The organism is Tessaracoccus massiliensis (assembly GCF_000826065.2).
Taxonomy (GTDB): domain Bacteria; phylum Actinomycetota; class Actinomycetes; order Propionibacteriales; family Propionibacteriaceae; genus Arachnia; species Arachnia massiliensis_A.
The window spans coordinates 974,909-998,624 of record NZ_LN623543.1 but is presented as its reverse complement, the minus strand read 5'-3'; the positions used below and the strand labels follow the sequence as shown (position 1 = coordinate 998,624).

Genomic DNA, 23,716 nt, shown 5'->3' with positions numbered 1-23,716 from the left:
ACCCTTCAGTTAACGGCTCAACGGTAGTTGACGAACTGGACGGCGAAGTCGTAGTCCGCCTCCTTGATCATCTTCTGGACCGCTTGGAGGTCGTCGCGCTTCTTCGACGAGATGCGCAGCTCGTCGCCCTGGATCTGGGTCTTGACGCCCTTGGGCCCCTCGTCGCGGATCAGCTTGGAGATCTTCTTCGCGTCCTCCTGCTTGATGCCCTGCTTGGTGCTCGCCGTGATCTTCCACAGCTTGCCGCTGACGCGGGGCTCGCCGGCGTCGAGGGCCTTGAGGCTGATGCCGCGACGCAGCAGCTTCGTCTGGAACACATCCAGCACGGCCTTGACGCGTTCCTCGGAGTTGGCCTCCATCTCGATGAACTCGCCGGACCATGCGATCTTCGCGTCGACGCCCTTGAAGTCGAAGCGCTGGCCCACCTCCTTGGCGGCCTGGTTGAGGGCGTTGTCGACCTCCTGGCGGTCCACCTTGCTGACGACGTCGAACGAGCTATCTGCAGCCATGACTTCTCCTGTGTGGTGCGGGTATCACATGTGCAGCCAACCTTAGTGCGACCGCTTTGCCGCCAGTGGATTCCTGCTGCTACAGTTGTGCGTCGCTGGGAGTTCCCGGCAACGGCAGGTTGCCCGAGTGGCCAAAGGGAGCGGTCTGTAAAACCGTCGGCGTAGCCTACGTTGGTTCGAATCCAACACCTGCCACTCAAGGCCCCGAATCGGATTGATTCGGGGCCTTGATCATGTCAGGGACATAGTCTGTGCCCGTAGCCCCCAACGGAAAGGTGCCCGACGATGGCCACCCCCCACATCGCCGCCGAACCCGGCGACATCGCCCCCCTCGTCCTCATGCCCGGCGACCCGAAGCGCGCCGAGCGCATCGCGAAGGAGTACATGGACGGCGTCAAGCTCGTCTCCGACGTGCGTGGCATCGGCGCCTGGACCGGCACGTTCGACGGCGTCCCGATGACGGCGATGGCCTCCGGCATGGGCATCCCCTCGCTGTCCATCTACGCCACCGAGTTGTTCTCGCAGTACGGCGTGGAACGGATCTGCCGCGTCGGCACCTGCGGTGGCATCTCGTCGAAGGTCAAGGTCAAGGACGTCATCGTGGCCGTCTCGGCGCACACCAACTCCGCGGTGGCCACCATCGACGTGCCGGGTCTCACCCTGGCGCCGGCCGCCAGCTACGACATGCTGCGTGCCGCCGTCGAGCAGGCCCGCGGCACCGGCCGCACGGTGCACGTCGGATCCGTCTACAGCAGCGACTTCTTCTACTCGGCACGCACCGACATCGTCCCCGCGCTCGACCGCCTGGGCACGCTCGGCGTGGAGATGGAAGCCGCGGGCCTGTACGCCTGCGCAGCCGCGCACGGCAAGGAGGCCCTCACCGTGTTGACCGTCTCGGACCACCTCAAGGACGGCTCTGCCGACCTCACCGCGGAGGAGCGCGAGACGATGTTCGCCGATTCGCTCCAAGCCGCGGTGGCCGGCCTCAACGCCTGATCAGGCCTTCGACGCCGCGACGGCTTCCTCGAACTCCGCGACCACCGCGGCCGACGGGGGAGCCGTCGCCAGCGACACGGCCACGGCCACGATGAGGTTGGCCAGGAAGCCGGGCACGATCTCGTAGAGCATGCCGCTCAGCGCCGGTGTCTGGCCCCAGATGAACGCCACGACGGCGCCGCTGACCATGCCCCACAGCGCGCCCTGCGAGGTGAGGCGCCTCCAGAACAGGCTCAGGATAATCGTCGGGCCGAAGCTGGCGCCGAAGCCCGCCCACGCGAACGCGACCAGGGCGAGCACCGCCGGGTTCTCGTCGTTGAGGGCCAGCAGGATGGCCACGACGGAGACGATGAGGACGCCCAGCCGACCGGCGATGACCTCCTGGCGCTTGGTCAGCGAGCGCTTCGTGAAGAGCTTGTACAGGTCCTCGATGACCGCCGACGAGCACACGATCAGCTGCGACGACAGCGTGGACATGATGGCCGCCAGGACGGAGGCGAGCACCAGGCCGGCGAGGAACGGGTGGAACATCTCCGAGGAGAGCACCAGGAAAACCTGCTCCGAGTCGTTGGTCACGAAATCGTTGGGGTGCTGGTTGAAGTAGGCGATGCCGACGAGGGCGGAGGCGCAGGCGCCGAGCAGCCCCAGGATCATCCAGGCGATGCCGATGCGCCGGGCGACCTTGGTCTCACGGGCCGAGCGGATGGCCATGAAGCGCACGATGATGTGCGGCTGCCCGAAGTAGCCGAGCCCCCATGCGGCGGCGGAGATTCCGCCGACGAGTGTGCCGCCGGCGGTGAGGCTCAAGCGAGCCTGACCATCCACGGCCTCGACGGCGCGGATGCCCTCGATCACGTCGTCGAAGCCACCCACGGCGAACAGTGCGACGACGGGCACCACGAGCAGTGCCAGCAGCATCAGCGTGCCTTGGGCCACGTCGGTGTAGCTGGCGCCGAGGAAGCCGCCGAACAGGGTGTAGATGACCACGACGGCGGAGACGGCGAGCATGCCCACCAGGTAGGGCTGGTTGAACGTTGACTCCATGAACTTGCCCGCTGCCACCATCATGGAGGAGACGTAGAAGGTGAAGAACACCAGGATGATCGCGCCGGCGGCGATCCGCATGACGCGCGAGTTGTGCTTGAACCGGTTCTGGAAGAACGACGGGATCGTGATGGAGTTGCCCGCGACCTCGGTGTAGCTGCGCAGGCGCGGCGCGACCAGCAGCCAGTTGAGCCACGCGCCGATGGTCAGGCCGATCGCGATCCAGGCCTGGAACAGGCCCGCCGCGTATAGCGCTCCGGGCAGGCCCATCATCAGCCAGCCGGACATGTCGGAGGCGCCTGCGGACAACGCCGCGACGGTGGGCGCCACACCCCGATTTGTGCTCTGGGAAATCTGTGGTCTATATTTGGTCGTCGGCTAGCCCCTATAGCTCAGTCGGTAGAGCGTCTCCATGGTAAGGAGAAGGTCAGCGGTTCGATTCCGCTTGGGGGCTCTGTTCTTGCCCTGCTCCACCAGGGCGAGAACTCCTGACGGGGTAGCTCAGTCGGTAGAGCAAGCGGCTCATAATCGCTGTGTCGCGGGTTCGATTCCCGCCCTCGTCACCACTGAGAGTCAACACAAGCGCAAGCTAAGGAAGATCATGGCCAAGAAGTCCGGGGACGTCCGTCCGATCATCACGCTCGCCTGCACCGAGTGCAAGGAGCGCAACTACGTGACGAAGAAGAACCGTCGTAACACGCCGGATCGTCTCGACCTCAAGAAGTTCTGCCCGCGTTGCCGCACGCACCAGACGCACCGCGAGACCCGCTGATCAGCACCCGCTGAGCCGCAACGAGAGCCTCAAGGGCCGCCTCACTCCGAGGCGGCCTTTCTCGTGGCTCGGGGTAGCATCGTCGCCATGCCGATTTCCGCCGAACACGTGGGCCGCCGCTATCCGGCCGCCCCGCCGTACGTGGTCAGCCGCGCCAAGATCGCCGAGTTCGCCTGGGCGGTGCGGGACGACAACCCCGCCTACACCGGCGCTGATCCCATCGCGCCGCCCACCTTCGCGGCCGTCATCGCGGCGCAGGCCTGGGGCGCGTTGTTCGACGACGCGGAGCTCGGCCTGGCCCTCAACCGCACCATGCACACGGATCAGAACTTCACCTTCCGCCGCCCGCTGCGCCCCGGCGACGCGGTGGTCGCCGAACTGAGCATCGAGAAGGTCCGCAACCGGGGTCCGCTGGAGATGATCACTGTGCTGGCCGACCTCACGGTCGACGGCGAGGCCGTCTGTGAGGCCCGCTCCACCCTGATGCACACCCGCCCGGAGGAGGCAGGCGATGAGTGAGCCCACCGTCGGCACCGAACTGCCCGAGCTCCGTGTCCCCGTGACCCGCTCCACCGTGGTGCGCTACTGCGGCGCGTCCACGGATTTCAACGAGATCCACTTCTCTGACCGGCACGCTCAGGCCATCGGCCTGCCCGGCGTCGTCGCGCACGGCATGTGGACGATGGGTGCAGGGCTGAAGGTCGTCACCGACTGGATCGGCGACCCCGCCAAGGTGCTGAGTTACTTCGTGCGCTTCACCCGCCCCGTCGTGGTGCCGGACACCGACGAGGGCACCGAGGTGGTCTACACGGCCAAGGTCACCGAGGTCGCCGACGGGGTGGCCAAGCTGGCCATCACCGCCACCTGCGGCGACGACGCCGTGCTGGGCGCCGCGCGAGCCGAGGTCCGTCTTGATTGAGCTCGAAGGAGTGGGGGAGGCCTGCAGCCTCGAGCGCGTCTCCGTCGACACCGACGGCCCCGAGATCGCCGATTCGCCCGTCCTGGCCCGGCACACCACCCTGCGCGTGGGCGGCGAGGCGGACCGTTTCGTCGTGGCGCGCACAGAGCGTGAACTGATCGATGTGGTGACCGACTGCGACGAGCGCGGCGAGCCCGTCCTCGTGCTGGGCGGCGGCTCCAACCTGTTGGTCAGCGACGACGGCTTCCGCGGCACCGTGGTGCGGGTCGGCACCACCGGGATCGACGCCGACGTGTCCAGCTGCGGGGGAGCGGCCGTGCGGGTTGCCGCCGGCGAGAACTGGGACACGTTCGTGGCGCACGCCGTCGAGCAGGAATGGATCGGCATCGAGACGCTCTCGGGCATCCCCGGTAGCGTGGGCGCGACCCCCATCCAGAACGTCGGGGCCTACGGCTCGGACGTCTCGCAGACCATCGTCTCGGTGCGCACCTGGGACCGGCAGGACCGCACGCAGCGCACCTTCCCGCTGTCGGACTGCGGCTTCGGCTACCGCACCTCCCGCTTCAAGCGCGAGCCCGGCCGCTACCTCGTCCTCGAGGTGGGCTTCCAGTTCCAGCTCGGCTCCCTGGGCACCCCCATCGCCTACCCGGAGCTCGCCAACCGGCTCGAGACCGTGCCGGGCAAGCGCGTCGAGTCCGCCCGCGTCCGCGAGACGGTGCTGGCCATCCGCCGGGGCAAGGGTATGGTGCTCGACGCGGCTGATCACGATTCCTGGAGCGCCGGGTCCTTCTTCACCAACCCCATCCTCGACGCAGAGGCGGCCGCCGTGCTGCCCGAGGACGCGCCGCGCTTCCCGGATGCGGAGGGCCGGATCAAGACCAGCGCCGCATGGCTCATCCAGCACGCGGGCTTCGCGAAGGGTCACGGCGACGGCGAGGCCAGGCTGTCCACCAAGCACGTCCTGGCTCTGACCAACCGCGGGCGGGCCACCGCGTCGGATCTCGTGGCGTTGGCCACCGAGGTGCGCGACGGCGTGGAACAGCGCTTCGGCATCCGTCTGGTGCCGGAGGTCAACCTGATCGGCGTGAGCCTGCCGGAGGCGAACTGATGCGCTGGGTGAAACTGGCGGCGGTGGCGCTCGTGCTGGCCGTCGCGGCCATACCGCTGCTGCAGCGGCCGCAGGAGGCCACCGGCACGCCCGCATCCGAGTTCATCGCCAAGCTCGTGGGTGACGCCCAGCAGGTGGAGAAGGAGACCGGCATCCCCACGTCCGTGACCATCGGTATGGCGGCGCTGGAATCCGGCTGGGGCAGCTCCAGGATGACCGGCGAGATGACCGTCGACGGGAAGACCTACCAGGTCAACACCCTGTTCAACATCAAGTGCACCTCCACGGTCTCGCCCCACCAGACCGGCTGCGTCCCCGTGCGCACGGCGGAGTACCGTTCGGACGGCACGAAGTACTACATCGTCGACGAGTTCCGCACCTATGCCAGCTGGCTCGAGTCGACGCGTGACTACGCCCGCCTGCTCACCACCGCCAACCGCTACGCGCCGGCGTTCCAGTACGTCGATCACCCGGACCAGTTCGTCACCGAGGTGCGCAAGGGCGGCTACGCCACAGATCCGAAGTACGCCGAGCTCGTCATCGGGATCATGCGCAACCACAACCTCTACCAGTACAACCTGCGCGGCCAGGGCCCGGGTGTGCCCGACGGCATGACCGCCCCCGGCCCATCCCCGGCGATGACCGCCGTCGACGCGACCACGATGTTCCCTGAGCTTGTCCGCGGCAGCCGCGGCGACGCGGTGCGGGCACTGCAGGAACTCCTCAACACGCACGGCGCGGGGATCAAGGTGGACGGGATCTACGGGGAACGCACCGTCGGCGCGGTGGGGGCCTTCCAGCGCTCCGTGAAGCTGAAGGACACCGGGAAGATGAATGAGGCCACCTGGCAGCAACTCCTCCCCGAGCTGACCACCGGAGCCAAGGGCACCGCCGTGTACGTGCTGCAGCGACACCTCACGCTGAAGGGCCAGACGGTGTCGGTCACCGGCAACTTCGGCCCGGAGACCACCAAGGCATTGGATGCCTTCCAGAAGCTGCATCGCATCGAGCAGAGCGGCCACACCAGCTACGCCACCTGGGCGAGGCTCCTGGGCTAGCGGCTGGTTGAGCCGATCGTCTGCGAGGAACGAGCAGCGCGATCGTGTCGAAACCCGGCGAGCTCCGCAGCAGCTTCAAGGAAGGCGTGGCCGGTTTCGACTCGACTGCGATCCTGGCAAGCTCGGATGCAGCCGGCTCAACCAACGGCGTGCGTCAACCGGCCAGGAGGCCCGCAGCGGCGACGTAGCCGGCGGCGTAGGCGTGCGCGCAGAGCTGGAGGGCCTCGCGGCCGGGCAGGAACGCCCCGTGGTGCAGGCCCACGCCGTCGACGCGGCCGGTGCCCACGAAGCACATCACGGAGGCTGCGGCATGTCCGTACTCGGCGAAGTCGTCCGACCCGCAGGAGCGGAACGGGTTCTCCGCCACGGTGACGCCCATCTCCCGCAGGAGCGGATCCATGCGTCGCACGAGGCCGGGGTCGTTGACCAGGGCGGGGCCGCCGCGTACGAAGCGGGTGGTGGCCTGAGCCCCCCGCGACTCGGCCACCGCCGTTGCCATCCTGGTGATGGCCTCGTGCAGCCGGGTGCGGTCCGGTTCTGAGTAGGTGCGGATGGAGCCCCGGCAGCTTGCCTCCGAGGCGATCACGTTGTGCGCCGTGCCGCCGGTGATCTGCCCCACCGAGACCACCGTCGGGTTGGTGGGACTGACCAGGCGCTGGGGGAGGCTGCTCAGTTCCCCGATGATGGTGGCCAGCGTGGTGATGGGGTCGACGGCGACGTGCGGGTAGGCGCCGTGCCCGGGCCGGCCGTGCACCACGATCTCGAACGAGTCGTAGGCGGCGTTGACGGCGCCGGCGCCCGTGGAGACGATCCCGCGGTCCACCTGTGGCTGGACGTGCACGCCCAGCATCGCCTCGATCTTCTGTTCGTCGAGCAGCCCCGAGCGCACCACGTCGCCAGCACCTGGCGGGGTGATCTCCTCGCGGGGCTGGAGGATCGGCACCATCCCGACGGGGAGCTCGAGCCGGCGCGCAGCGGTGAGCACCGCCCACAGCGCGGCCATGTGGACGTCGTGACCGCACGCGTGCGCCACCCCTTCGCGCCGCGACTCCCACTCCACGCCGGTGGCCTCGATCACCGGCAGCGCGTCCAACTCTGCGCGCAGCCCGACGGCGGCCCCGTCAGGCCCTATCCGCGCCCAGGCGCCGGTACCTGCGGCGGGGGACCAATCCATCCAGTTGAGGGACCGGGTGAGGAGGTCCCGGGTGGGGCCCTCCTCGCCGCTGAGCTGCGGATCGACGTGGATGGCCCGCCGGAGCGCGGCAGCATCCGGCAGTACCGCGTCGATGCCTGCCTTCAGCGCGTGGAGTAGTGGGGCGCTCATAGCCGCTCAGGCTACCGCTCCATGACCTCCGCGGGAGGGCGTCCGCTCCGCAGCAACTGCGCCATCTGCTCAATGGTGGGCGCGGCGTGGGTGAAGAAGTCGTAGTAGCCCTCGCACAGGTAGTTCTGGCCGGGCTCGCCGTCGACGGAGGTGGCGAAGCGGTCCTTCGGGCAGCCGCCGTGGCAGGCCCAGCGCACGGGGCAGCGGCGGCACTGCTCGGTCAGCGCGGTGCGCTTGGAGCGGCCGAACTCGATCTGCTCCGGCGTGCGCAGGTACTTCTGGAACCCGCCCTCGGTGAGGTTGCCCAGCTTGTAGGCGGGCTCCACGAAGTGGTCGCAGCTGTAGACGTCGCCGTTGTGCTCGACGGCCAGTGCGGTGCCGCATTCAGGTGCATGCACGCACAGCGAGTACTGGCCGAAGCGGGCGGCGAGCATCACGTCGAAGTGCTGCACGTAGACCTTCCCGACATCCGTGCGCACCCATTCGTTGAAGATCTCGTTCAGGAACCGGCCCCACTGCTTCGGGCTGACGGAGCGCTCGGTGACCTGGTTGCCCTGCTGGAGGTAGAGGAGCCTCTTGCCGTCCGGCGCCTCATAGCCGGCCCGTTCCACGATGGGGATGAACTGCAGGAAGGTCGCGCCCAGAACGTCGCGGAAGTAGCGGTACACCTCCGCGCCGTCGTCGTGGTTGGCGGAGTTGACGGTGCACAGGATGTTGGTCTCGACGTTGTGCTTACGCAGGAATTCCCAGCCGCGGATCACCTGGGCGTGGGTGCCGCGCCCGGCCTTGTTCACGCGGTAGGAGTCGTGCAGTTCCTCGGGCCCGTCGATGGACAGCCCGACGAGGAAGTTCTCCTCGGCGAGGAACTCGCACCACTCGTCGTTGAGCAGCGTGCCGTTGGTCTGCATCGCCTGCTGCACGCGCTGGCCCGGGCGCTTGTACTTGGCGGTGAGTTCCACAGCGGTGCGGAAGAAGTCGAGGCCGCGCATCGTCGGCTCGCCGCCCTGCCAGGCCAGGTCGACGTCGCCGTCGGGCTGGGCGGCAAGGTACTCGCGGATATAGCTCTCGAGGGTCTCCAGCGACATGCGCTGCCCGGCCTCGTCGTAGAGCAGTTCCTTCGACAGGAAGAAGCAGTACGTGCAGTCGAGGTTGCACGCGGCACCCGTCGGCTTGGTGATGACGGAGAACGGAAGGGGGCGCATCACCCAACCCTACAAGCTGGGCGACCGGAGACCATGCGGCGAGGGGGTAGGGTGGCCCGGTGCTTCCAGCCAGGTCCCGTCGCTATGCCATGGCCCCGCCGCACCCGAAGCGACCCAACGTGCTGCGCTTCCTGCCCTACATCAGGCCGTTCGCGCCGCAGTTCATCACTTCGTTCGCGCTGGCGCCGCTCCAGGTTGCGGCCAGCGTGTCCATCCCCCTCCTGCTCGGCGCCGTCGTCGATGGCCCCATCCGGGAGGGCAGCATCCCCGGCGTGCTCTGGTTCGCGCTGGCCCTGCTGGGAGTGGGCGCGTTCGAGGCCCTGATGAGCTTTGTGCGGCGCTGGATCATGTCGCGCGCCACCTCGCACATCGAGGCCAACATCCGGCTGGACCTGTTCGAGCAGTTGCAGCGGCTGCCTCTGGGCTTCCACAAGTCCTGGGAGTCCGGCCAGCTGCTCAGCCGCATCATGAGCGACCTCGGCCTGCTGCGCCGCTTCATGTCCTTCGGGCTGGTGATGCTCGCCATGAGCTCGCTGCACATCGTCGTGGTGGTGGCCATCATGGTGATCACCCTGTGGCAGGTGGGCCTGGCCGTGCTGATCGCGGTGATCCCCGTCGTGATCGCGGTGTTCGCGCTGATGGGCCGCTTCGGACGCATCTCGCGCCAGGTGCAGGACCAGACCGGCGACGTCGCCTCGGCCGCGGAGGAGTCGCTGCACGGAGTGCGCGTCATCCGCTCCTTCGGCCGCAGCCGCTACGCCTATGAGACGTTCGACGAGCGGGCCACCGCACTGGCCGACAGCGGCGTGAAGCGGATGAACCTGGCCGCCGTCCTCTGGACGCTGCTCGAGGTGTTCCCCTCGGTGCTGCTGCTGATCGTGCTGTTCGGCGTCAGCTACGGCGTGACCACGGCTGGCATGAGCCTGGGTGCAGCCGTCACCTTCGTGACCCTCCTGCTGTCGCTGGCGTGGCCGGTGGGCAGCCTCGGCTTCCTGCTGTCCTTCGCCCGCGAGGCCGCCACGGCCGCAGACCGCGTCAGCGAGGTGTTCGACGCGCCGGTGACCATCGTCAGCGGCGACAAGCGCATCGACGAGCCCCGCGGCCACCTGCAACTGCGCGGCGTCACCTTCCAGTTCGCCGATGCCGACGAGCCCACGCTCAGCGACCTCAACCTGGACATCGCGCCCGGCGAAACTGTCGCCTTGGTGGGCGGCACAGGCTCCGGCAAGTCCACGCTGGTCTCGCTCATCCCGCGGCTGGTGGACGTCACCGGCGGCCAGATCCTCCTCGACGGCGTCGACCTGCGCGACCTGGATCTCCGGCAACTGCGCAGCCTCATCGGCACCGCGTTCGAGGACCCCATCCTGTTTTCCATGTCCGCGCGGGAGAACCTCACGCTGGGCCGGCCGGACGCCTCGGAGGAGGACATCGAGGAGGCCGTGCGGGTCGCCCGCGCCGAGTTCGTCTACGACCTGCCCTGGGGCCTCGACACCCGCCTCGGTGAGCAGGGGCTGAGCCTCTCCGGCGGCCAGCGGCAGCGCCTGGCGCTGGCCCGCGCCATCCTGGTGCGGCCGCGCGTACTGGTGCTCGACGACACCCTCAGCGCCCTCGACATCCACACCGAGGCGGAGGTGGAGGAGGCCCTCAAATCCACCCTGGTGGGCGTGACCGGCCTTGTGGTGGCGCACCGCGCCTCCACCGTGTTGCTGGCCGACAGGGTCGCCATGCTCGTGGAGGGCCGCATCGCGCACACCGGCACCCACGCCGAGTTGCTGGCCACCGTGCCCGAGTACCGCGAACTGCTGTCGGCCGACTACTCCATCGCGATGGGAGGTGACGGAGATGAGCGCTGACGAGCAGCCCGAGGACCAGAGGCTCGCCTGGCGTGGCGTCAAGCAGGAGATCGACGAGGAGCGTGACACCACCGTCGGCCTCCGCGCGCCTTCGCGCCGCCTGCTCGCAGCGCTGATCCGCCCCTGGCGCACCTGGCTCCTGATCCTCATCGGCGTGGTGGTGGCGGATGCCGTGTCGCGCCTCGTGGTGCCGGTGCTGGTGCGCAACGTGCTCGACGACGGGCTCACCGACCGCAACGTGCTGTACCCCGCGCTGGGGTTGATGGCGCTGGCGATCGTGGTGCAGGTCGCCGCCCGCGTCACGTTCCTGCGCCGCTCCGGCCGCATCGGCAACGCCATCCTGCTGGACCTGCGTCGCCGGCTCTACAAGAAGTTCCAGCGCCTCAGCGTGGGCTTCCACGACCGCTACACGACAGGGCGCGCAGTCTCCCGCATGACCAGCGACGTCGAGGCCGTGCAGGAACTCGTGCTCCAGGGCCTCGACGTGGTGGTGATCGGCGTGCTGACCATCGTCGGGGCCAGCGTGATCATGTTGTCGCTCGACTGGCGCCTGGCGCTGGTGGCGTTCCTCAGCTATCCGCCGTTGCTGCTGCTGATGCGCTGGTTCGCCCGCGCCTCCACGCGCGCCTTCCGCGCCGTGCGCACGCAGTCGGCCATCGTGATCGTCCAGTTCATCGAGACCATGACCGGCATCAAGGCCGTGCAGGCCTTCCGCCGCGAGCCCCGCGCCGCCGAGATCTTCCAGGATGTGGCGCTGTCGTACCGCGACGCCAACGTGCGCGCCATGCGCATCTTCGCCCGCGCGATGCCCGGCATCCAGTTCATCGGCAACCTCGGCATCGTGCTGGTGGTGCTCGCGGGCGGCTACCTCGCCGTCGGCGGGGACGTCAGCGTCGGCACCATGGCCGCGTTCGTGCTGTACCTACGGATGTTCTTCGACCCCATGCAGGACCTCAGCCAGTTCATCTCGACGCTCCAATCAGCGCTGACCGCGCTGGAGAAGGTCTCCAGCGTGATGGAGGAGGACGACGTGGTCTCGGACCCGGAGCACCCCGTCGCGCTGACGGAGGCCAGCGGAGAGGTCGGGTTCGACGCCGTCACCTTCGAGTACGTCGACGGGGTGCCGGTACTGCCTGCCCTGGATCTGCACATCCCCGCGGGGCAGACCGTGGCCCTGGTGGGTACCACCGGCGCGGGCAAGACCACCATCGCCAAGCTCATCGCCCGGTTCTACGACCCGCAGGCCGGCGCCGTGCGGCTCGACGGTGTTGACCTGCGCGACCTCGACGACGAGACCCTCCGCCGGCACGTGACGCTGCTGACGCAGGAGAACTTCATCTTCGCCGGCTCGATCGCCGACAACATCCGCTTCGGCCGCCCCGGGGCGAGCCGCGACGAGGTGGTGGCGGCCGCGCGCGCCGTCGGCGCCCACACCTTCATCGAGGAGATGCCCGACGGCTTCGACACCGACACCGGCAAGCGCGGCTCCCGCCTCTCCGCGGGCCAGCGCCAGCTCGTCGCCTTCGCCCGCGTGGTGCTCGCGGATCCGCGGGTGTTGATCCTCGACGAGGCCACCAGCTCGCTGGACATCCCCACCGAGCGGCTGGTGCAGGCCGCGCTGTCGACCATCCTGGCGGACCGCACTGCCATCATCATCGCGCACCGCCTCTCCACGGTGGAGGTCGCCGACCGGGCGTTGGTGCTGAGCCACGGCGAGGTCGTCGAGGACGGGTCGCCGGCTGACCTGATCGCCGGCGGTGGGCGCTATGCCGATCTGCACTCCGCCTGGCTCGCCTCCCTGGCTTGATCGTTGGTTGAGCCCGCGAGTTCTGCGAGCGGTGTCGAAACCGCTGCAGCCTATCCGGTCCCTGAGCGTGCCCCGCGAGGAACGAGCCGGTCACGACGAAGGGCCCCGCAGCTTGTTCGCCACCTGTTCCACCGCGGCTGCGTTCCGCCGAGGATGGGGGAAGAAGGACGCGAGTGTTACCCGTGCGCCTAGTCGGCGACGTTCGGCTGCCACCTCTCGGCGTGGACTCGAAACTCGCGTCCTTCATCCCCCACCCTCGGCTTCAAGGTTTCTGCTTGTTGGGGGTCGGTCCCGAAACCGGCGGTGGTGTCCCCCCGACCCCGGCGACTCCTTCACCTTTGGCCGGCAGATTCGGTCCCTGAGCGTCGTCAGCTGGCTCCTTCGTCGCGGGGCCACGCTCAGGGACCGATTAACGACTCTGTGCCAATAGCCGGTAGAGTGGTTCCCAGCGTTCGGATGTTCTGCTCCGAGCCCCTTTGATCTTTATTTTCAGATGCCATCGCGCTGCGAACTGGAAAGTTTGCGCCGGGCAGAACCGCAGCATCGCCCCTCATGGGAAGAACCACTTTGACCTCACAGTCCTTCAGCGCGCTCGGCGTGCCCGCAACTCTCGCGGCCGTCCTCGAAGAGCGCAGCATCACCACCCCCACCCCCATCCAGGCCGCCACGCTGCCTGATTCACTCGCAGGCCGCGACGTGCTCGGCCGCGGCCGCACCGGCTCCGGCAAGACGTACGCGTTCCTGCTGCCGATGGTCGCCCGCCTCGCGGAGAGCGGCACCCGCCGGACACCCAAGCGCCCCCGCGCGCTGGTCCTGGTGCCCACCCGGGAGCTGGCCAACCAGATCGACGAGGCGCTCGCGCCGCTGGCCGTCACGGCCGGGCTCACCTCCCGCACCATCTTCGGCGGCGTCAACCAGCGCCCGCAGGTCACCGCGCTCACGAAGGGCGTCGACGTGATCGTCGCGTGCCCCGGCCGCCTCGAGGACCTCATGAAGCAGGGCTTCGTCTCCTTGGACGCCGTCGAGATCACCATCCTTGACGAGGCCGACCACATGGCCGACCTCGGCTTCCTGCCCTCGGTGCGCCGCCTGCTGTCGGCCACCCCGTCGTCGGGTCAGCGCATGCTGTTCTCCGCGACGCTGGACAAGGCCGTCGACACCCTCGTCAAGCAGTTCCTGCATCAGCCGAAGGTCCACGAGGCCGATTCCGCTGAATCGCCGGTGCCCACGCTGCACCACCACGTGCTGCACGTCAGCACCGAGCAGCACCTGCCCGTGCTGGTCAACCTCACCGCGGCCCCCGGCCGCACCGTGGTGTTCACCCGCACCAAGCACCGTGCCAAGAAGATCGCCAAGCAGCTCAACGCCGCGGGCGTGCCCGCCGTCGAACTGCAGGGCAACATGAGCCAGAGCGCGCGCGAGCGCTCCATGGCCGCGTTCCACTCCGGCACCGCCCAGACTCTGGTGGCCACGGATGTCGCCGCCCGCGGCATCCACGTCGACGACGTGGGCCTGGTCATCCACGCCGATCCGCCGGTCGAGCACAAGGCCTACACGCACCGCTCCGGCCGCACCGCGCGCGCCGGGGCCGAGGGCACCGTCGTGACGCTCATGCTCGACGCCCAGCGCGGCGACGTGCGCGACCTCACCCGCAAGGCGGGTGTCAAGCCCACCATCACCCGCGCCGACGACCGCCACCCCGTGCTGCACGAGATCGCTCCCGGGGAGCGCGAGTTTCCCGGCGGCATCGTCAAGCCGGCACCCCAACAGCAGCAGTCGTCGCGTGGTGGCGGCGGACGCCGTCGCAGCTCCGCGCCTCGAAACGGCGAGCAGTCGCGCCGCGGCGGCGACCAGCCGCGTGGGCAGCGCAGCGGCACCCGCAGCGAGTCTCGCTCCGGGCGCCCCGCCCAGGCCCAGCGTCGGGGCGGACAGGGTGCCGCTCCCGCCAGCAGCGGGGGAGTGGCCGCGTTCTCCGCGAGCACCGGCCGCCGCGGCCGCCGCTGATTGGCTGGTTGAGCCGATCGCTTGCGAGCAGCGCGATCGTGTCGAAACCGGGTGAGATTCCCAGCAGCCTGCTTGTACGCCTGGCGGTTTCGACACTGCTCGTAGAACTCGCAGGCTCAACCAACGCCGATAAGTACCAGCGCATCTGACCTTGAGTCGGATGCGCTGGTGCATTTCCGGCCCTAGTTTGGAGCCATGACAGTGACACGAACCCGCCCTGAGAGCGTCGACTGGGGTGTGAAGGCCGACCGGATAGTGCTCGCCACCGCACTGGTGTTGGGCACGCTGGAGTTCTTGTCGTGGGCCGGCCATTCGTATCTGCACATGCGTCAGTACGCGGTGCCCGTGATGATGCTGGTGCTGGTCCTCGCCAGAAGGCGACCGGGCATGGCCCTGGGCTTCTTCTGGGCGGGCAGTGCGTTCTTCCTCCTCACGTCTCAGGGTGACCCCAGCCCCCTGTTCACCCAGGTCCTCGCGGGGGGATGGCTGGCCTACACCACCACCCGGTTCGGTACCCGCACCACCGTCGTCGCCTCCGGCCTGTCGCTCGCGGCGGGCGCCATGGTGGCTGCGGCGTCATTGGGCAGCATGTTCGGCGCATCCAGCTTCCCTTTCACCTTCCTTCTCGTGTGCGGCTATCTCGGAGCCCCGTGGCTGCTGGGGCTGCGGCAGCGCTCCCAGGCGCAGCTCCGCGCCCAGGAGGAGCGCGCCGAGGACGCCGAACTGCAGCGCCTGTACGCCATCGAGGCGCAACAGCAGTCCGTCCTGGAGGAGCAGCGCCTCACCCGCGTCGCCGCCTCAGAGGCGGCCAGCGCCAGGCTGGCGCGCGAAGTGCACGACGTCGTCGGCCACTCCCTCGCCGTGATCCTCATGCAGGCCGAATCCGCGCAGTACCTCACCAACACCCAGGACCTGCACGAGTCGATGCACAACATCGCCACCTGCGCCCGCCGCTCCCTGGGCGAGATCCGCGAGGTGCTGCACGCCGCCCGCGGGGAGCAGCCGCCCGTGCAGGCCCCGCCCGGTGGGCTCGGTGCGCTGCTCGAGAGCGTGCAGGCCTCCGGCGTCGACCTCGAGGTCACCCAACTCGGCAAGAGCCGTGCACTCCCGCCGGATGCGGAGACCGTCGCGTACCGCGTGCTGCAGGAGATGCTCACCAACGCTATCAAGCACGGGGAGCACGGCCGGCCCATCGCGGTGGCGCTCACGTGGGCGGACCGCCTCACCCTCGAGGTGCGCAACCTCGACGGCGGGCACACCATCTCGCGGGCCCTGCACGGCTCCGGCATCTCGGGCATGTCCGCGCGGCTGGAGGCTGTGGGCGGTAGTTTCGAGCTCAGCAGGCACCAGAGCGACGACGGTGACGTGGTCACCGCCACCGCGTGGCTGCCGCTGCGCGCCAACTAGGAGAGTGTTGTGCCCATCCAGGTGATGCTGGTCGACGACCAGGAACTGTTCCGCTCCGCCATCCGCGTCATCGTCAACGCGCAGGACGACCTCGAGGTGGTGGGGGAGGCCGCCGACGGTGAGGAGGCCGTCGCCCTCGCCGCGCAACTCGACCCCGACGTGATCCTGATGGACATCCGGATGCCCGGCGTCGACGGCGTGGAGGCCACCCGCCGCATCCTCGAGGCCGCCGTCGCCTCAGGTTCCGGCGTCAAGGTGCTGGTGCTGACCACCTTCAATCTCGACGACCGCGCGGCCACCGCCATCCGGCACGGCGCCAGCGGCTTCCTGCTGAAGGACATCACGCCGCAGATGCTGACAGATTCGATCCGCACCGTGCACAGTGGCAACGGGGTGATCGCCCCAGACGACCTGGCCACGCTGCTGGACGCCTCCTTCGTCGCCAAACCCGCACCGCCCGCGGGCTTTGAAGAGTTATCGGAGAAGGAACGCGAGGTGTTCGCGTTGGTGTCCCAGGGGCTGAGCAACGTGGAGATCGGTCAGACCATCTACGCCTCCGAATCCACGGTCAAGTCCCACGTCGGCGCCATCCTGCGCAAGATGGGGCTGCGCGACAGGGTGCAGGTCGTCGTCGCCGCGTATCAACATGGCCTGGTTGGATGAGCGCTGGTTCGACTCATCGGGCGAAAACCCCTATAGTTGACCGAGCACCAAAGGGTAATAGCTCAACTGGCAGAGCAGCGGTCTCCAAAACCGCAGGTTGGGGGTTCGAGTCCCTCTTACCCTGCTAGGTAGCCGGCAGGGCTACACACATCAGCCTACGGCTCCCGCCGGAGGCATTTTGTTTGTCAAGCGAAGGGAAAAGGCGTGAGCGACAAGTCGCATGACGCAGAGCCGGAGAACGAGGAGTTCGTCCCCGGCGAACCTGACGCGCCTGCAGACGACGCCGTCGAGGTCGAAGACCCCGACGCGCTGGCCGCCGCCGAAGAAGAAGTCGCCGACGCAGACGAGGACATCACCCTCGGAGAACTGGAGAAGGACTTCACCCCGGAGGAGCGCGAGGCCGCCGCTGCGCTGGCCCCCGTGCGTCGCACTACCGCCAAGGCACCCGTCCGTAAGAAGGACACCGCCACCCGTAAGCGCTCAGAGGCGCTGACGGACCATGACGATCCGTACAAGGCGTCCAACCCGATCGAGTTCGCCAAGCAGTCTGGCTCTGAGCTCAAGAAAGTCGTGTGGCCCACGTGGCCGCAGACGCTGACCATGTTCAGCGCCGTGTTGATCTTCGTGCTGATCATGATCACGATCGTGGGCCTGCTGGACGTGTTCTTCGGCTGGTCGCTGCTGCAGCTGTTTGGGAGCTGATTTCCATGACTGAAAATTCCGACTACGAGGTTGAGGTTGACCTCGGCCCCATCGAGGAGACCGCCACCGACGAGGTGGAGATCGATCTCGGCGTTCCCGAGGAGGAAGAGGCCCCCGTCGAACTCTCCGATCTGGAGGAGGAGGTAGACGAGGCCGCAGAAGAGGCGGAGCACGACCGTGATGTGGCTCTCGAGACCGCCATCGAAGAGCTCCGCACGGAACTTGAATCCAAGTTCGGTGACTGGTACGTCATCCACACCTACTCCGGCATGGAGAACCGCGTCAAGCAGAACGTGGACGCCCGTGTCGTGACGCTGAACATGGAGGACTACATCTTCGAGACGGTCGTCCCCACCGAGGACGTCGTCGAGGTGCGCAACAACGGCCGCAAGACCGTCACCCGCTGCGTGCTGCCCGGTTACGTCCTCATCCGGATGGATCTGACCGACGACTCGTGGAGCGTCGTGCGCCAGACCCCCTCCGTCACCGGCTTCGTCGGCCAGGGCCAGCAGCCCGTGCCGCTGTCCATCGACGAGGTCCTCCACATGCTGACTCCTTCTGTCGTCGCCAAGGTCAACGCCGCTCACGCGGGTGCCGAGGCGTCCAGGAAGAAGAAGGTCGAAGTTGTCGACTTGGCTGTCGGCGACTCCGTCATGGTGACCGACGGCCCCTTCGCAGGGGTGCACGCCACGATCACCGAACTCAACGCCAACAATCAGCGGCTCATCGCTCTCGTCGAGATCCTCGGCCGCGAGACCCCTGTCGACCTGGATTTCAAGCAGGTCGAGAAGGTCGTCTAAGATTGTGCGTCGCGCCTGTCACAGGGCGCACAATCCATCCGCTTAGGTAAAGGACCCCCCATGCCTCCCAAGAAGAAGGTCGCGGCCCTCGTCAAGGTCGCCCTGCAGGCTGGCGCAGCCACGCCTGCCCCGCCGGTCGGTACCGCCCTCGGTCCCCACGGCGTCAACATCATGGAGTTCGTCAAGGCGTACAACGCCCAGACCGAATCCCAGCGCGGCAACGTCATCCCCGTCGAGATCACCATCTACGAGGATCGCACGTTCACCTTCATCACGAAGACCCCGCCGGCCGCTGAGCTCATCAAGAAGGCTGCCGGCATCAAGTCCGGTGCAGCGAACCCGCTGGCCGACAAGGTGGGCAAGATCACAAAGGACCAGGTCCGCGAGATCGCCACCACCAAGCTGCCGGATCTCAACGCCAATGACGTTGAGGCCGCCATGAAGATCGTCGAAGGCACCGCCCGCTCCATGGGCGTCAGCATCGTCTGATCAACCCCCAATCAACAACCCTGGTAGGGGAGTGCTCCCCACACCAGAACTGGTGGACCGGGCTGCGAGCCCGGCAACATGTAAGGAACCAGCATGAAGCACAGCAAGGCATACAAGGCAGCCGCTGAGAAGCGCGCTGAGGGCCAGGCGTACAGCCCTGAAGAGGCCATCCGCCTCATCAAGGAGATGGCCACGGCCAAGTTCGACGAGTCGATCGACGTGGCCATGCGCCTCGGCGTCGACCCCCGCAAGGCGGACCAGCTGGTCCGCGGCACCATCAACCTTCCGCACGGCACTGGCAAGACGGCACGGGTCCTCGTCTTCGCCGCCGGTGACAAGGCTGATGCCGCCCGCGAGGCTGGCGCAGACGAGGTCGGCACCGACGAACTGATCGAGAAGGTGGCCGGCGGCTACCTCGACTTCGACGCCGTGGTCGCCACCCCGGATCTCATGGGCAAGGTCGGCCGCCTGGGCCGCGTGCTCGGCCCTCGTGGCCTGATGCCGAACCCGAAGACCGGCACCGTGACCATGGACACCGGCAAGGCCGTGGCCGACATCAAGGGCGGCAAGATCGAGTTCCGCGTGGACCGTCACGCCAACCTGCAGTTCATCATCGGCAAGGCCTCCTTCTCGGAGCAGCAGCTGGCTGAGAACTACTTCGCCGTGCTCGACGAGGTCCTCCGTCTCAAGCCGGCCGCTGCGAAGGGCCGCTACCTGCGCCGCATCGCCGTCTCCGCGACGATGAGCCCCTCGGTCACCATCGACTCCTCGGCCCACAAGCCCGCCGAAGCCTGATCGATCCCTGAGCCGGGTGCCTGCGACGAAGGAGCAGTACGACCGGCCGAAGGGGCCACACATCCCAACAACGCGCATGAGTGCCACACTGGCACTCATGCGCGTTCTTGTTTCCGGTTTCGAACCCTTCGGCGGCGATGTCGCCAACGCCAGCGGCGACGCGGTACTCGCCCTCGCTGAGAGATGGCAGGATCCGGCCGTCGAGCTTCACACCGTCATCCTGCCCGTCACCTTCAACGGCGCCCCGCGGGCGCTCGCCGAGGCCATTCGCGCCACGCAGCCCGATGTGGTGCTCTGCATCGGGGAGGCCGGCGGCAGGGGCGCTGTGACGCCGGAGCGGTGGGCCGTCAACGAGCGGCAGGCACGGATCCCGGACAATGACGGACAGCAGCCCTCCGGCACCATCGACGACGGCGAACCTCGTCTCGCGTCGGGGCTTGATGTGGAGGCCTTAGTGGCGGCGATCACGGACGCCGGCATTCGGGCCGAGGCGTCCGATGACGCGGGGCGCTTCGTCTGCAACGCCGTGTTCCGTGCCGCGCTGACCGATTTCGACGGCCCCGCGGGGTTCATCCATGTGCCCGCGGTGCGTGCGCGGGGGGAAGCGATCGTCGGCGCCGAGACCGACCCGTCCCGCGAGCCGGGTGCAGGGGAGGAACACCCGGTCCTCAGCCTGGCAGACCTGGTGACCGCCCTCGCCGCGGCCGTCGAAGCGGTAAGAATGACCTCATGGGAAGCATCGACCTGACGCGTGAGGGCGACATCGCCGTCGTCACCATCAACAATCCCGGCAAGCGCAACGCAATGACCGACGACATGTGGCGGCAGATGCCCGCGGTCATGGGGGAGATCGACGGCGACGCGAGCATCCTCGCCACCGTGCTGACCGGCGCCGCGGGAGCGTTCTGTGCTGGCGCGGACATCTCCGGCCTGGACGAACTCCACCACACGGAGCGGCCCAGCAACGCGGAGAATGCCATCGCCGCCAGCCCCAAGCCCGTGATCGCGGCCATCGAGGGCAGTTGTTTCGGTGGGGGAGTGCAGATGGCAGTGGCGTGCGACCTGCGCGTCGCAGGCGCCTCGGCCACCTTCTCCACCCCGCCTGCCCGGCTGGGCATCGTCTACCCCGTCTCCGCCACGCAGCGGATGCTGCACATCATGGGCGTTGCCGCCACCAAAGAGATGCTCTACACGGCCGTCCGCTACGACGCCCAGCGGGCACTCGCCGTCGGGCTGCTGAACCGGGTGGTCGACGACGGCTCGGCGCTGGAGACCGCGCTCGAAATGGCGCGCGGGATGGGGGAGTTGTCGCAGTTGACGATCCACGCGTCGAAGGAGATCGTCGACGGCCTCACGCGACGAGACCTGAGCGCCGAGACGGCGATCGCCTGGGTGGGTCGCGCCAACGACGGGCCAGACCTGGCCGAGGGCATCGCGGCCTTCCAGGAACGCCGCGCACCCAGGTTCACGTGGCGTCCTGAGTGAGGAGACACCCCGGGGAGGGGTCACCCTTAACGATGTATAACTGATTGCGTATTCAATGACAAACTCAAGCGTTGGGCGGTGCTGCCGCTCTTTTCATCCGAAAGTAAGGGAGTAGAACATGGTTTCGCTCGGCCTCATCCTTCTCATCATCGGCCTCGTGGCCAGCATCCAGATCCTGGTGACGATCGGCATCATCCTGATCGTCGTCGGCCTGATCCTGAACTTCGTTCCGCTCCGGAACGGCAAGGGCATCCGCATCTGGTAGCTCACGCCACCACAATCACCTGACGGCCCCGGCGCTACGCCGGGGCCGTTTCGTGTTCTCTGGTCCTGAGCGTCCCCCCGCGACGAAGGGCCCCACAGGCGCCAGCAGACAAGCTGCGGGGCCCCTTCGTCATCGCCGGGCTCGCAAGCTCGCTGGTCGACGTTCCGGGGCCAGCGTCCGGGGACCCCGTTGTTGAAGCTCTGCGGAAGTCAGACTCTTCAGTCAGACTATTCATGCAGGTAGTATTGATGCATGGACCGTACGACAATCGCGATCCGCGAGGACACCCGTGACCGTATCAAGGCCGCGGCAGCAGCCCAGCGCCAGACGATTGACGCATTCCTGCGTGGACTCCTGGATGAGCGTGAAGAAGCTGATTTCTGGGCATCCTTCGCAGACCTCACGCCTGAAGGCTACGCAGCCGCGATGAGCGCGGACGGAGACGATCTGGATGAGGGCTACGCGGTGGAAGACGTCAAGCTGTGAGCGCAACGCTGCCGGCCAGGGGGGATGTGGTGTGGCTCTCCATGGACCCGACGGAGGGGCGCGAACAGCGTGGGCACAGGCCGCACTTAGTGCTCTCTGATGCACGGATGGCACGCGCCATGGGGTTGGTCATCGTGGTGCCCATGACCAGCGCGGAACGCCGGTGGGCGACTCGGGTGCGGTTGGCCGAAGGGTCCTATGCCATCGGAGAGCAGCCGAGAACGGCCCATGTGGAGCGCATCACCAGGATCGAGCACACCGGCTATGACGTTGCCCCGGTCGTGGCCGTCATCGGTCGGCTGATCGGGGCCTGAGTCCACTGGGCCAATCCCTGAGGCGGTACAGGGCCCAGAGTCTGACAGCGGTCAGAGGACCTTGTCGAAGAAGTCCCGGGTGCGCTGCTCCTGCGGATTGTCGATCACCTGGGCGGGGGCGCCGCGCTCGACGATCACACCGTCGTCCATGAACACCACCTGATCGGCGACCTCGCGGGCGAAGCCCACTTCGTGGGTCACCACGATCATGGTCATGCCGCTGGCCGCAAGCTCCTGCATGACGCCCAGCACCTCACCCACGAGTTCCGGGTCGAGCGCCGAGGTGGGCTCGTCGAAGAGCATCAGATCGGGTTCCATGGCCAGGGCGCGCGCGATGGCGACGCGCTGCTGCTGACCGCCGGAAAGCTGCGCGGGGTAGTGGTCCGACCGGTCCGAGAGGCCGACGCGGGCCAGCTGCTCGTCGGCCAGCCTCCCGGCCTCGTCCTTGTCGATGCCCCGCACCTGGCGGGGGGCTTCCATGACGTTCTCGCGGGCCGTCATGTGGGGGAACAGGTTGAAGCGCTGGAACACCATGCCCACGCGTTCGCGCTGCTTGGCGACCTGCTTGTCGCTGAGGCGGTGGAGCTTGCCGTTGACCTCGCGCATGCCCATCAGGTCGCCATCGACATAGAGCCGCCCGGCGCTGATCTGCTCAAGCTCGTTGATGCAGCGGATGAGGGTGGACTTGCCGGAGCCGGATGGCCCCAGCACGACGCAGACCTCGCCCCCCTGGACCTGGAGATCCACTCCCTTGAGGACGTGCAGTTCGCCGAAGAACTTGTGCACGCCCTGTATGTCGACCATAGGGGTCTCGGTCACGGGGTCACCTCCAGATTGGGGTCGTCGTGGACGGTGCCGGACGCGAGGATGGCCTGCTGCCGCTTGGACATGCCCTTGACCTTGCCGGTGCCGGCCTGGGTGTCGTCGAAGCCCCGGCCGTAGTAGCGCTCCAGCTTGGCCTGGCCCACCATCAGCACGGAGGTGATGAACAGGTACCAGATGGCGGCGACGATCAGCAGCGGCACGGGCAGGAACGTCTTGTTGCCGATGGCGTTGGTGACGAACGTGAGTTCCAACGAGAACGGCACCGCCAACACCAGCGAGGTGGTCTTCAGCATGGAGATGGTCTCGTTGCCGGTGGGCGGCACGATCACGCGCATTGCCTGTGGGATGACGATCCGGCGCAGGGTGGTGGAACGCTTCATCCCCAGCGCGGTGGAGGCCTCCCACTGCCCCTTGTCCACGGAGTTGAGGCCGCCGCGCACGATCTCGGAAAGGTAGGCGCCCTCGTTGAGGCCAAGGCCTAGGATCGCGGCGACGGTGGCGTTGATCACGTCCTGGGTGTTGAAGACGAAGAACTCCGGCCCGAACGGGATGCCCAGGCTCAGCCGCGGGTAGAGGACCGCCACCAGGCCCCAGAACACCAACTGGGTGTAGATGGGGGTGCCGCGGAAGAACCAGATGTAGACGTAGGCCACGCCGCGGAGGATGGGGTTGGTGCCCATCCGCATGATGGCGGTGGTGACGGCCAGCAGGATGCCCAGGGCCATCGCCGCGACCGTCAGGATCAGGGTCCAGCCCACCGCGGAGAGGACCCGCGCATCGAACAGGTACTCAGCGACGACGTCCCAGCGGTAGTTCGGGTTGGTGAGCAACCCGTGCACGAGCATCGCGAACAGCACCAGCACGATGGCCGCCCAGATCCAGACACTGG

The 23,716-nt window shown here is 67.8% G+C and carries 26 protein-coding genes and 4 tRNA genes; 24 read left to right on the top strand and 6 right to left on the bottom strand.

The window, feature by feature from the left end:
- Positions 1-17: 17 nt before the first annotated feature.
- A complete protein-coding gene (locus tag BN1186_RS15205) occupies positions 18-509 on the bottom strand; it encodes a YajQ family cyclic di-GMP-binding protein (protein WP_040284748.1) in 492 nt (163 codons plus the stop codon).
- Between the two features lie 113 nt (positions 510-622).
- Here BN1186_RS15205 and BN1186_RS15200 point away from each other — a divergent pair.
- Both BN1186_RS15200 and deoD read left to right on the top strand, forming a co-directional pair.
- A tRNA-Tyr gene (locus BN1186_RS15200) sits at positions 623-704 on the top strand.
- A 90-nt stretch (positions 705-794) separates the two neighbouring features.
- Positions 795-1,505 (top strand): purine-nucleoside phosphorylase, encoded by a 711-nt coding sequence (gene deoD, locus BN1186_RS15195; RefSeq protein WP_040284747.1) that lies wholly within the window; start codon positions 795-797, stop codon positions 1,503-1,505.
- Here deoD and putP read toward each other — a convergent pair whose 3' ends face one another.
- Positions 1,506-2,879, bottom strand: coding sequence for a sodium/proline symporter PutP (gene putP / locus BN1186_RS15190; protein ID WP_052460239.1), 1,374 nt, complete (start codon positions 2,877-2,879; stop codon positions 1,506-1,508).
- A gap of 51 nt (positions 2,880-2,930) precedes the next feature.
- On the opposite strand from putP, the gene BN1186_RS15185 reads away from it, so the two are divergent.
- The 7 genes from BN1186_RS15185 (at position 2,931) to BN1186_RS15155 (ending at position 6,406) form a co-directional block, all read left to right on the top strand.
- Positions 2,931-3,003: transfer RNA gene (locus BN1186_RS15185), tRNA-Thr, on the top strand.
- 36 nt (positions 3,004-3,039) lie between these two features.
- Positions 3,040-3,115: transfer RNA gene (locus BN1186_RS15180), tRNA-Met, on the top strand.
- A 35-nt stretch (positions 3,116-3,150) separates the two neighbouring features.
- The gene (gene rpmG / locus BN1186_RS15175; RefSeq protein WP_040284746.1) at positions 3,151-3,321 is read left to right on the top strand and encodes a 50S ribosomal protein L33; all 171 of its coding nucleotides are present in this window, start codon (positions 3,151-3,153) and stop codon (positions 3,319-3,321) included.
- An 87-nt stretch (positions 3,322-3,408) separates the two neighbouring features.
- A complete protein-coding gene (locus BN1186_RS15170; protein ID WP_040284745.1) occupies positions 3,409-3,840 on the top strand; it encodes an FAS1-like dehydratase domain-containing protein in 432 nt (143 codons plus the stop codon).
- Positions 3,833-4,240, top strand: coding sequence for a MaoC/PaaZ C-terminal domain-containing protein (locus tag BN1186_RS15165; RefSeq protein WP_040284744.1), 408 nt, complete (start codon positions 3,833-3,835; stop codon positions 4,238-4,240). Before BN1186_RS15170 ends, BN1186_RS15165 begins: the two co-directional genes overlap by 8 nt.
- Positions 4,233-5,348, top strand: coding sequence for a UDP-N-acetylmuramate dehydrogenase (locus BN1186_RS15160; RefSeq protein WP_040284743.1), 1,116 nt, complete (start codon positions 4,233-4,235; stop codon positions 5,346-5,348). The genes BN1186_RS15165 and BN1186_RS15160 overlap by 8 nt, the downstream gene beginning before the upstream one ends.
- On the top strand, positions 5,348-6,406 hold the full coding sequence (locus BN1186_RS15155; RefSeq protein WP_052460238.1) for a glucosaminidase domain-containing protein: 1,059 nt from the start codon (positions 5,348-5,350) through the stop codon (positions 6,404-6,406). Before BN1186_RS15160 ends, BN1186_RS15155 begins: the two co-directional genes overlap by 1 nt.
- Before the next feature lie 154 nt (positions 6,407-6,560).
- Here the strand turns inward: BN1186_RS15155 and BN1186_RS15150 are convergent, their stop codons facing one another.
- Together BN1186_RS15150 and BN1186_RS15145 are read right to left on the bottom strand one after the other, a co-directional pair.
- Entirely contained in the window at positions 6,561-7,730 is a 1,170-nt protein-coding gene (locus BN1186_RS15150; RefSeq protein WP_040284742.1) for a M20 metallopeptidase family protein, read from the bottom strand.
- Positions 7,731-7,741: 11 nt separating this feature from the next.
- Positions 7,742-8,932, bottom strand: coding sequence for an anaerobic sulfatase maturase (locus BN1186_RS15145; protein WP_040284741.1), 1,191 nt, complete (start codon positions 8,930-8,932; stop codon positions 7,742-7,744).
- 59 nt (positions 8,933-8,991) lie between these two features.
- Here BN1186_RS15145 and BN1186_RS15140 point away from each other — a divergent pair, with 59 nt between their 5' ends.
- From BN1186_RS15140 to BN1186_RS15075, 15 genes are all read left to right on the top strand, one after another.
- Entirely contained in the window at positions 8,992-10,785 is a 1,794-nt protein-coding gene (locus BN1186_RS15140; RefSeq protein WP_246043327.1) for an ABC transporter ATP-binding protein, read from the top strand.
- Entirely contained in the window at positions 10,775-12,592 is a 1,818-nt protein-coding gene (locus BN1186_RS15135; protein WP_040284740.1) for an ABC transporter ATP-binding protein, read from the top strand. The genes BN1186_RS15140 and BN1186_RS15135 overlap by 11 nt, the downstream gene beginning before the upstream one ends.
- A 552-nt stretch (positions 12,593-13,144) precedes the next feature.
- Positions 13,145-14,596: a DEAD/DEAH box helicase gene (locus BN1186_RS15130; RefSeq protein ID WP_040284739.1), complete on the top strand. Its 1,452-nt coding sequence runs from the start codon at positions 13,145-13,147 to the stop codon at positions 14,594-14,596.
- A 195-nt stretch (positions 14,597-14,791) separates the two neighbouring features.
- Positions 14,792-16,003, top strand: a complete 1,212-nt coding sequence (locus tag BN1186_RS15125; RefSeq protein ID WP_082031471.1) for a sensor histidine kinase — start codon at positions 14,792-14,794, stop codon at positions 16,001-16,003.
- 9 nt (positions 16,004-16,012) lie between these two features.
- Positions 16,013-16,666, top strand: coding sequence for a response regulator (locus BN1186_RS15120; protein WP_040284737.1), 654 nt, complete (start codon positions 16,013-16,015; stop codon positions 16,664-16,666).
- Between the two features lie 51 nt (positions 16,667-16,717).
- Positions 16,718-16,790 (top strand) — tRNA-Trp (locus BN1186_RS15115).
- Between the two features lie 80 nt (positions 16,791-16,870).
- Positions 16,871-17,368, top strand: coding sequence for a preprotein translocase subunit SecE (gene secE, locus BN1186_RS15110; RefSeq protein WP_052460236.1), 498 nt, complete (start codon positions 16,871-16,873; stop codon positions 17,366-17,368).
- 5 nt (positions 17,369-17,373) lie between these two features.
- The gene (gene nusG, locus BN1186_RS15105; protein ID WP_040284736.1) at positions 17,374-18,168 is read left to right on the top strand and encodes a transcription termination/antitermination protein NusG; all 795 of its coding nucleotides are present in this window, start codon (positions 17,374-17,376) and stop codon (positions 18,166-18,168) included.
- A gap of 60 nt (positions 18,169-18,228) precedes the next feature.
- Positions 18,229-18,657, top strand: coding sequence for a 50S ribosomal protein L11 (rplK, locus tag BN1186_RS15100; RefSeq protein WP_040284735.1), 429 nt, complete (start codon positions 18,229-18,231; stop codon positions 18,655-18,657).
- A 93-nt stretch (positions 18,658-18,750) separates the two neighbouring features.
- Entirely contained in the window at positions 18,751-19,452 is a 702-nt protein-coding gene (gene rplA, locus BN1186_RS15095; protein ID WP_040284734.1) for a 50S ribosomal protein L1, read from the top strand.
- Between the two features lie 97 nt (positions 19,453-19,549).
- Positions 19,550-20,200: a pyroglutamyl-peptidase I gene (locus BN1186_RS15090; RefSeq protein ID WP_040284984.1), complete on the top strand. Its 651-nt coding sequence runs from the start codon at positions 19,550-19,552 to the stop codon at positions 20,198-20,200.
- Positions 20,182-20,937 (top strand): enoyl-CoA hydratase/isomerase family protein, encoded by a 756-nt coding sequence (locus tag BN1186_RS15085; protein ID WP_040284733.1) that lies wholly within the window; start codon positions 20,182-20,184, stop codon positions 20,935-20,937. Before BN1186_RS15090 ends, BN1186_RS15085 begins: the two co-directional genes overlap by 19 nt.
- A gap of 118 nt (positions 20,938-21,055) precedes the next feature.
- Entirely contained in the window at positions 21,056-21,202 is a 147-nt protein-coding gene (locus BN1186_RS15650) for a hypothetical protein (RefSeq protein WP_180349090.1), read from the top strand.
- Positions 21,203-21,454: 252 nt separating this feature from the next.
- Complete coding sequence (locus BN1186_RS15080) at positions 21,455-21,688, top strand: hypothetical protein (RefSeq protein WP_040284732.1); 234 nt, start codon at positions 21,455-21,457, stop codon at positions 21,686-21,688.
- Positions 21,685-22,002 carry a type II toxin-antitoxin system PemK/MazF family toxin gene (locus BN1186_RS15075; RefSeq protein ID WP_052460235.1) on the top strand — a complete coding sequence of 106 codons (318 nt, stop codon included), beginning with the start codon at positions 21,685-21,687 and terminating at the stop codon, positions 22,000-22,002. Before BN1186_RS15080 ends, BN1186_RS15075 begins: the two co-directional genes overlap by 4 nt.
- 51 nt (positions 22,003-22,053) lie before the next feature.
- On the opposite strand, the gene BN1186_RS15070 is transcribed toward BN1186_RS15075, so the two are convergent.
- Together BN1186_RS15070 and BN1186_RS15065 are read right to left on the bottom strand one after the other, a co-directional pair.
- Positions 22,054-22,806 carry an amino acid ABC transporter ATP-binding protein gene (locus tag BN1186_RS15070; protein WP_040284731.1) on the bottom strand — a complete coding sequence of 251 codons (753 nt, stop codon included), beginning with the start codon at positions 22,804-22,806 and terminating at the stop codon, positions 22,054-22,056.
- Between the two features lie 11 nt (positions 22,807-22,817).
- Positions 22,818-23,552 (bottom strand): amino acid ABC transporter permease, encoded by a 735-nt coding sequence (locus BN1186_RS15065; protein WP_281278487.1) that lies wholly within the window; start codon positions 23,550-23,552, stop codon positions 22,818-22,820.
- Between the last annotated feature and the right edge of the window lie 164 nt (positions 23,553-23,716).